Annotated in this window: 8 protein-coding genes; all 8 read right to left on the bottom strand. The window is 57.3% G+C overall.

The window, feature by feature from the left end; translation table 11 throughout:
* The coding region (locus tag VD811_04770; GenBank protein HXV20293.1) for a Gfo/Idh/MocA family oxidoreductase at positions 1-647 on the bottom strand (647 nt) is incomplete at its 3' end.
* An 18-nt stretch (positions 648-665) separates the two neighbouring features.
* On the bottom strand, positions 666-1436 hold the full coding sequence (gene lpxA, locus VD811_04765; protein HXV20292.1) for an acyl-ACP--UDP-N-acetylglucosamine O-acyltransferase: 771 nt from the start codon (positions 1434-1436) through the stop codon (positions 666-668).
* A 13-nt stretch (positions 1437-1449) separates the two neighbouring features.
* A complete protein-coding gene (fabZ, locus tag VD811_04760) occupies positions 1450-1884 on the bottom strand; it encodes a 3-hydroxyacyl-ACP dehydratase FabZ (GenBank protein ID HXV20291.1) in 435 nt (144 codons plus the stop codon).
* A gap of 5 nt (positions 1885-1889) precedes the next feature.
* Positions 1890-2921, bottom strand: a complete 1032-nt coding sequence (gene lpxD, locus VD811_04755; GenBank protein ID HXV20290.1) for a UDP-3-O-(3-hydroxymyristoyl)glucosamine N-acyltransferase — start codon at positions 2919-2921, stop codon at positions 1890-1892.
* Between the two features lie 10 nt (positions 2922-2931).
* Positions 2932-3462, bottom strand: a complete 531-nt coding sequence (locus VD811_04750; GenBank protein ID HXV20289.1) for an OmpH family outer membrane protein — start codon at positions 3460-3462, stop codon at positions 2932-2934.
* Between the two features lie 30 nt (positions 3463-3492).
* Complete coding sequence (gene bamA, locus VD811_04745) at positions 3493-5784, bottom strand: outer membrane protein assembly factor BamA (GenBank protein HXV20288.1); 2292 nt, start codon at positions 5782-5784, stop codon at positions 3493-3495.
* 75 nt (positions 5785-5859) lie between these two features.
* Positions 5860-6549, bottom strand: coding sequence for an ABC transporter ATP-binding protein (locus tag VD811_04740; protein ID HXV20287.1), 690 nt, complete (start codon positions 6547-6549; stop codon positions 5860-5862).
* On the bottom strand, positions 6542-7624 hold a 1083-nt coding region (locus tag VD811_04735), incomplete at its 5' end, for an FtsX-like permease family protein (protein ID HXV20286.1). The genes VD811_04735 and VD811_04740, both read right to left, overlap by 8 nt.

The following is a 7624-nucleotide window of genomic DNA, read 5'->3' as shown; positions in this document are numbered from 1 at the left end:
CTGGCACGGCTGGCGGTGACATTGGCAACACAGCCGTTTTCGAACTGCAGACGGGCGTTGGCGATGTCGACCTCGTTCGAGAGAACCGGAACGCCGACCGAATTGACCACTTTGACCGTCGAAGGCACCATGTTCAAAATGATGTCGATATCATGAATCATGAGATCAAGAACCACGTTGACATCTGTGCCACGCGGCTTGAAGGGGGCAAGACGGTGCGATTCGATGAAGAGAGGGTTCTTCAATACCCCCCGAAGAGCCAGAATGGCCGGGTTAAAGCGCTCCAGATGCCCGACCTGAAAAATCAGGTGGCGTTCTGCAGCCATGCGGATCAACTCGTCGGCCTCGGCGACCGTCTGGGTAACCGGCTTCTCCAGCAGGATATGGCAGCCGGCCTCCAGACACTCCTTCGCCACCGGAAAATGATGCTGGGTCGGCACAACGATGGAAACCAGATCGACCTGAGCGAGCAGCTCGCGATAATCGGTGAAGGCGGTCGTGCCGACCTCGGCGGCGACCTCTTCGGCTCGTTCGCGGCTGACATCGGCGATCCCGACCAGGTCCACATTTTCCAGGGCCGCATACTTCTGGGCATGAAACCTGCCCAGATAACCGACCCCGATTACCCCTGCACGCAGTCTGCTCATCTGTTCAGGCTCCTTCCATCATCGAGCAATACCCCGCTGACTCTGCCGGATGAAGTCGGTAAAGACATTGAGTTCCGGTCCTTCGCCAAGGTCCTGGGCAATTTTATCGAGAGCATCCTCGAGCCGCAGTCTGGAACGGAAAACCAGCTTGTAGGCCTTCTTGATGGTGCGAACAGCTTCGTCCGAAAAACCGCGGCGCTGCAAGCCAACGAGATTGATACCCACGGTTTTAGCCCGGTCCCCCTGAACGATGGTGTAGGGTGCGACATCCTGGTTGACCATGGCTCCCCCGGCGACCATGGCATGGGCGCCAATGCGGGTGAACTGGTGGACTGCACAAAGTCCGCTGAGAATGGCGAAGTCATCCACCTGAACATGTCCGGCCAGATTGGCGCCGTTCGAAAGAATAACCCTGCTGCCAACGTGACAGTCATGCGCGACATGGGAATAGGCAAGAAACAGGTTGTCGTTGCCGATAACCGTCTCGCCCCCACCGCTCTCGGTACCACGGTGCAGGGTGACGAATTCGCGGACAATATTGCGATCGCCGAGACGCAGGGTGGTTTTCTCACCGTGGAACTTGAGGTCCTGCGGTGCGGCGCCGACCGAGGCGAACTGAAATATCTGGTTGTCGCGGCCTATTTCCGTCCACCCTTCGATCACGGCGTGCGGACCGACAGTGGTACCCGCGGCGATGGCCACATGTTCCCCGATTACAGCAAATGGTGCAATTTGAACACCATCATCGATGCGGGCAGAGGGATGGACTATGGCAGTTGGATGGATCATGGGCGAGAGCATCCTAACGGGAAGCGAAAGTGGCTTTGAGTTCGGCCTCGGCCACGAGAGTGTCACCGACGTAGGCCTTGCCCTGGAAACAGTAGAGGCCACGGCGACAGTTTATCAGTTCCAACTCAAGGCGCAGCACATCTCCAGGGACAACCGGCTTGCGGAAACGGGCATTATCGATTCCGGCGAAGTAGGTCACTTTATCATCGCTAATCTTGTCGGTAAGCATGGCGAAGACGCCGCCGACCTGGGCCATCGCTTCGATGATAAGCACACCCGGCATGATCGGGTGCCCGGGGAAATGCCCCTGAAAAAAAGGCTCGTTGATGGTGACGTTTTTGATTCCCACCACCCGCTTGCCCTCCTCCAATTCGACGATACGGTCAACCAGGAGAAAGGGATAACGGTGGGGCAGCATTTTCATGATGTCATGCGTATTGAGAACCATGCCTTCTACCTCTCCTTGATCAGCATCTCAAGCTCTTCGAGTTGGCGTTTCATGCGGGTGACATCCTTGCGCAGCTCAGGGAGCCGGGCAAAACTCATGGATGCCTTGAGCCACTCCCTATGCGGCATCACCGGAGTGCCGGAGAGAACCTGATTCGGGCCGACGCTGCCGGTCACGCCGCTCTGGCCGCCAACCATCACATTGTCGCCAATCTTGATATGGCCGGCCGTTCCTGCCTGGCCACCGAAGGTGCAGTGCCTGCCGATCTCGGTGCTGCCGGCAACACCCACCTGGGCAACAATGACGGTGTCCTCACCAACCACAACGTTGTGTCCGATCTGAACCAGATTGTCGATTTTCACCCCGCGCCGAATCCGGGTGACCCCAAGGGCGGCCCGGTCGACGCAGGAGCAGGCGCCGATTTCAACGTCGTCTTCGAGCTCGACGATGCCGACCTGCGGAATTTTATAATAACGGGCGCCGTCCGGGGCGAACCCGAAGCCATCGGCGCCGATCACCGCCGAAGGCTGCAGAATGACCCGGTTGCCGATCCGGCAACCTTCACGCACGATGACTCCGGCGTGCAGAGTGCAATCCTCGCCAATCACGACATCGGCATAGACGATAACACCGGGATAGAGAATCGTCCCCGTACCGATGGTGACGTTTTCGCCGACGACGCAGCCGGGATGAACCGTGATTCCTTCGCCGAGACTGGCGCTCGGATGCACCCAGGCGCCGGCCATCACTCCCTGCGGGGACGGGCGCTGAACCTGCAGATAGGTAAGGATCTTGGCAAAAGCCAGATAAGGGTTGCGGCAGACGAGCACGGAGAGATGGGGGGCCTCGACACCCGGGGCAGCAATGACCGCCGACGCCCGCGTCTCCTGCAATAAAGGCAGGTATTTGGGATTGGCGACGAAGGTAATCTCCTCAGTCTGTGCCTCGGCAATCGAGGCAACGCGCCGTATGCTGAGATCCGCATCGCCGACAACGGTCCCCCCTACCAGTTCGGCCAACTCCCCGAGCGTTGCCACCCGCCCCTCCTTATTTGCCATTGCCTTTTTTGGCCTGGGCGTCGTAGGCCTTGATGACCTTGTCGGTCAGGTCGATCTTGTCGTCGGCATAGAGCAAGGAACTTTCAGACTGCTCGAAAATCATGGTATAGCCTTCCTTCTCGCCGATCCCTTTGATCACCGCGAACAGCTCTTCGAGAATCTGCCGGGTAAAATCTGCATCTCTCTGTTGCAGCTCCTCCTGGATGTCCTTGGTGTAGCGCTGGAATTCCTTCAGCTTCTGCTGGTAATCCCGCTCCTTGGCGCCTCTGGCTTCGTCGGAAAGCAGCAGCGCCTGCTTTTCCAGTTCGTCCTTGAGCTTTTTCAGCTCTTTCTGCCGGGCATCGATCGTCCCCTCGTGCTCCTTGACTTTCTTCTGAATCTTCTCCTTGGCGGCTTTGCCCGACTCGGAAAGATTCAGAGCCTTCTGCAGATCGACATAACCGAGCTTGGCTTCAGCAGCCAGGGCCGGACCGGCAGCAAGCAGCGAAAAAACCAGAAGCATTGTGATCAATCTTTTCATCAAACGTCTCCTTGTCTATTAGGTGTCTGTTTAGAAAGCTCTGCCAATGGAGAACTCGAACTCTGATTGGTCCTCGCCCTCCCTGGGCTTCAGGTTATAACCCCACTCCAAGCGCAGCGGGCCCATGGGACTGAACCAGCGGATACCGCCACCGACGCTGTAGCGCATTTCGGAAAAGAAGTTCTCGTCCTCACTCCAGGCATTTCCGGTGTCAAAGAAGAGCACCCCCTTTAAACCCATGTCCTTGAGCAGAGGGAACGTGTACTCCAGATTGAAATAGGCTTGCTTATCGCCGCCAATGAATTCAAAATCGTCGCCTGTGGTCGTTACGTTGCCGGCAGAATCGACAATCTGCCTGGCCACCCGGACACGCGGACCAACCTGCCGCGACTTGAAGCCGCGGATAGTGTTGATTCCGCCGAGATAAAACCGCTCGTCGATGGGGATATCTTCGCCGTCGACCGAGTGGATATAGCCGATCTGGCCGTGTAGCGAGAATACCGTCCCCCACTTGTAGGGGAAGAAAAAACGCTGATCGGCAGTATATTTGCCAAACTTTTCCGTCCCGCCCAACCCCGCAAACTCAGCAGAGAGTTGGGAAACTGTACCGCTGGTCGGATCGAGGTAATAATCCGTGGTATTACGGGTCACCGTGCCGGTAATCGAGGACAGGGTAGATTCCCCTGCCTGATCTCTGATCAACGAAGACGCATCCCGGTCGACGTCTAAAATCTCCTTCTCTTCGTACTTGTATAGAAAGAAGGTCCTGGTATTTTCGGTCAAGGGGAACCCGAGCTTCAGATCGCCGCCGAAGGTTTTTTTGCTGAAATCCACATATTCCCGTTCGGTCTTGTATAGGTCAAACCCGAGTGTCAGGTTTTTGTCGAGGAAGTAGGGTTCGGTCAGCCCAAACTGGTAAGTCGTGCTCTTCCCTCCCAGAGAGGCCGCCAGATTAAGCTTCAGCGCCCGGCCGAGAAAGTTCTCCTGGGAGACCGAACCCTGGCCGATAAATTTGTCCACCGACGAATAGCCGAAGCCGAGGCTGAAGGTGCCGGTCGGCCGCTCCTTGACATCGACATCGACGTTCATGTGCGCTTCATCGGAACCCTTGCTGGTGGCGACGTCCACCTCCTCGAAGAAGCCGAGGTTGTTGATCCGCCGGCGGCTCTCCTTCATTTTGCTGGAGCTGTACAGGTCGCCTTCGACCAGCTTCATCTCACGGCGGATGACCTTGTCCCGCGTCTTGGTGTTGCCGCCGATCTGAATTCTCTCGATGTTCACCTGGATTCCCTGCTCAATCTCGAACAGAAGGTCGACCACGCGACGTTCGACATCGAGCTGGGTTAGGGGCGAAACATTGACATAAGCATAACCCTGATCGGCATAGAGGTCATTGATAGCGAAGACATCCTGGCGCAGCTGCTGCCGGCTGAATACGTCACCCGGTCTGAGCTTCGCCAGAGCCAGGATTTCTTCTTTGCTCTTGAGCAGGTCACCTTGTACATCCAGCTCACCAACCCGAAACTGCTCCCCCTCCCGGATCTCGATGAGGACGTCCATGTTCTTCTTGTCCTCGGCAAGAGTGATCAGCGGCTGCCGGACCTTCACCTGAATGTAACCCTTATTGTAGTATTGGTCGGCAATGATCTCCAGGTCGTTCTGCAGCACCTCTTCCTTGTACGTCCCCCTGCCGGTCAGCCAGGAGAGAAACCAGCGTTCCTTGGTCTCCATCACCTTTTTAAGCTGGGCGTCGGTAAAGAGGGTGTTCCCTTCGAAGCGGACCTGCCGGATGAGGACCTTTTCCCCTTCCTTGATCTCAAACGTGACCGTCGCCTCGTAATCGTCGTTGACATCGACCTTCGAGACGACTTCTGCCGCGTAGAACCCCTCTTCGGTATAGGCCTTCTTGACCGCGGCAATGCTTTTTTCGACTTTCCGAGGGTCGTAGATATCCGGGGTTTTCAGCGTGACCAGCCCGCTCAGACGCTCGGTGCTGAATTCCTTGTTGCCGGCATATTTGACATCCCGCACCAGCGGACGTTCGGTCAACCGGTACACCAGGACTTTCACACCGCCACGCTCTTCGATTTCGGCGGAGACATCGGCAAAACGACCCAGCTTGTAGATGGCGCGGATGTCCCGGTCGATCTCCTCGGCCGTCACCTCCTGACCGGCTTTGACCGACAGCACAGAACGTACCGCGCTCAACTCCACCCGCCGGTTCCCCTCGATCGCCACCTCGCCCACCTGAATGGCTTGTGCCAGCACAGCTCCCGGCAGCAGCACAAGCAGGGCCAGTAAGGCGAAAATTCTATTAAGCATGCAATTCAAACTCCTGCAAAACAGCCATTAAAGCGAAGCATTATAGGGAATTCGCCGGGGGGTGTAAACCAAAAACTAGTCCCTTATACGACCGTCCTCCATGTGGATGACCCGGTCGAGGCGACTGGCCAGGACTTCGCTGTGCGTGACAATCACCAGGGTCAGCCCCCGTGTTTCATGCAATTGGTGCAGCAACCGATAAATGCCGTCGGAAGTCCGGCTGTCAAGGTTGCCGGTCGGCTCATCAGCCAGCAACAGCCTGGGCGACATGACCAAAGACCGGGCAATGGCCACCCGTTGTTGCTCCCCGCCGGAGAGTTCGCCGGGTTTATGGGTCAAGCGGTGGCCCAGCCCAACTTCATTGAGCAACTCCCTGGCCATCGCCGCCGCTTCCCGCTGCCTCTTGCGGGCAACCAGAGCCGGCATCATGGCGTTTTCCAGTGCCGTAAACTCGGGCAGCAGCTGATGAAACTGAAAAACGAAACCGACCGTGCGGTTGCGGAAGGCATCGAGCGCAGGCCCCTTGAGGGCAAAGATATCATCCCCCTCAAAGTGAACGCCGCCCTCGGTGGGATGGTCGAGGCCGCCAAGAATGTGCATCAGTGTTGTCTTGCCGGCGCCGGAGGCGCCGACCACAGCAACGCGTTCGCCACGGTCGATGGTGAGATCGATACTGCGCAGTACATCGACCCGCCCCCGGCCGGTACCGAAGCTCTTGCTCAGCCCCTTGACCGCGATCATCGGCTCCCCTTGCATCTTATTCATAACGCAACGCTTCGGCCGGGTCCATCCTGGCTGCCCGCCAGGCTGGATAGATCGTGGCCAGCAGAGAAATAGTCATCGCCACCGCAATCACCGCCAGCACATCCGATGTATTGACCACGGAAGGAAACCGCTCCATTCCATAGACCGCCTGATCGAAAATCTTTATGCCCAGCAAGCGCTCGAGCCCCTTGATAACCGGGTCGGCGTTCTTCGCTATCAGCAACCCCAAAGCCGTGCCCAGCCCGGTCCCCAAGGTGCCGATAATGAAACCCTCGAGAACAAAGATCTTCATGATACTCTGCGAATTCGCCCCGATGGCCCGCAGGATGGCAATATCCCGGTGCTTCTCCATGACCACCATGATCAGCGTAGTGGCGATATTGAAAGCTGCTACCAGCACGATGATCCCGAGCACGATGAAGAGACCGAGTTTCTCCAGGCGCAGAGCGGACAGGAATGAACCGAACAGGTCCTCCCATGAGCGGATGACAAAGGGGTAGGTGAATGTCTGGCGCAACTTGGCGGCCACCGGAGTGGCCTGATCGAAGGAATCGACTTCGACCTCGACACCCGACACCTGGTCTACGGATCCCAGAAACTGCTGGGCCTGCGGCAGGGAAATGTAGGCATAGTAGGTGTCGAGCAAACCACCACGCTGGCTGATGATCGCCGTCACGCGAAACGGCTTCATTTTAGGAATCATGCCGAAGGGGGTAATGGTAAATGCGGGAGGAATAACGTTGATCACCTCGCCGAGCGCCACACCCAGGGAGGTTGCGGTATCAATGCCGATGACGATCCCCGGCAGTTTCTCCGATTCGTCAAAGAGCAGGTCTTGAACATCGCCTTGCTTCAGGGACAAGAAGTCCTGCTGGAAGATCTTGTTGCCCCGCTCGACTCCTTTGACATTGACCGCCGCAACGCTCTGTCGGGAGAGCAGCATTGCCTCTTTGGTCACAAAGGGAGTCGCGGCAATGACATGGGGAGAGATCGCCCTGGCCTTCTCCACTACTTCAGCGAAACCGGCAAAATCCTCGCCGTGCTTCTGGATCAGCACCTGGGGGATATTACCGAG

This window comes from Desulfuromonadales bacterium (genome assembly GCA_035620395.1).
GTDB lineage: Bacteria > Desulfobacterota > Desulfuromonadia > Desulfuromonadales > DASPGW01 > DASPGW01.
This window is presented reverse-complemented; position numbering and strand designations above follow the sequence as displayed.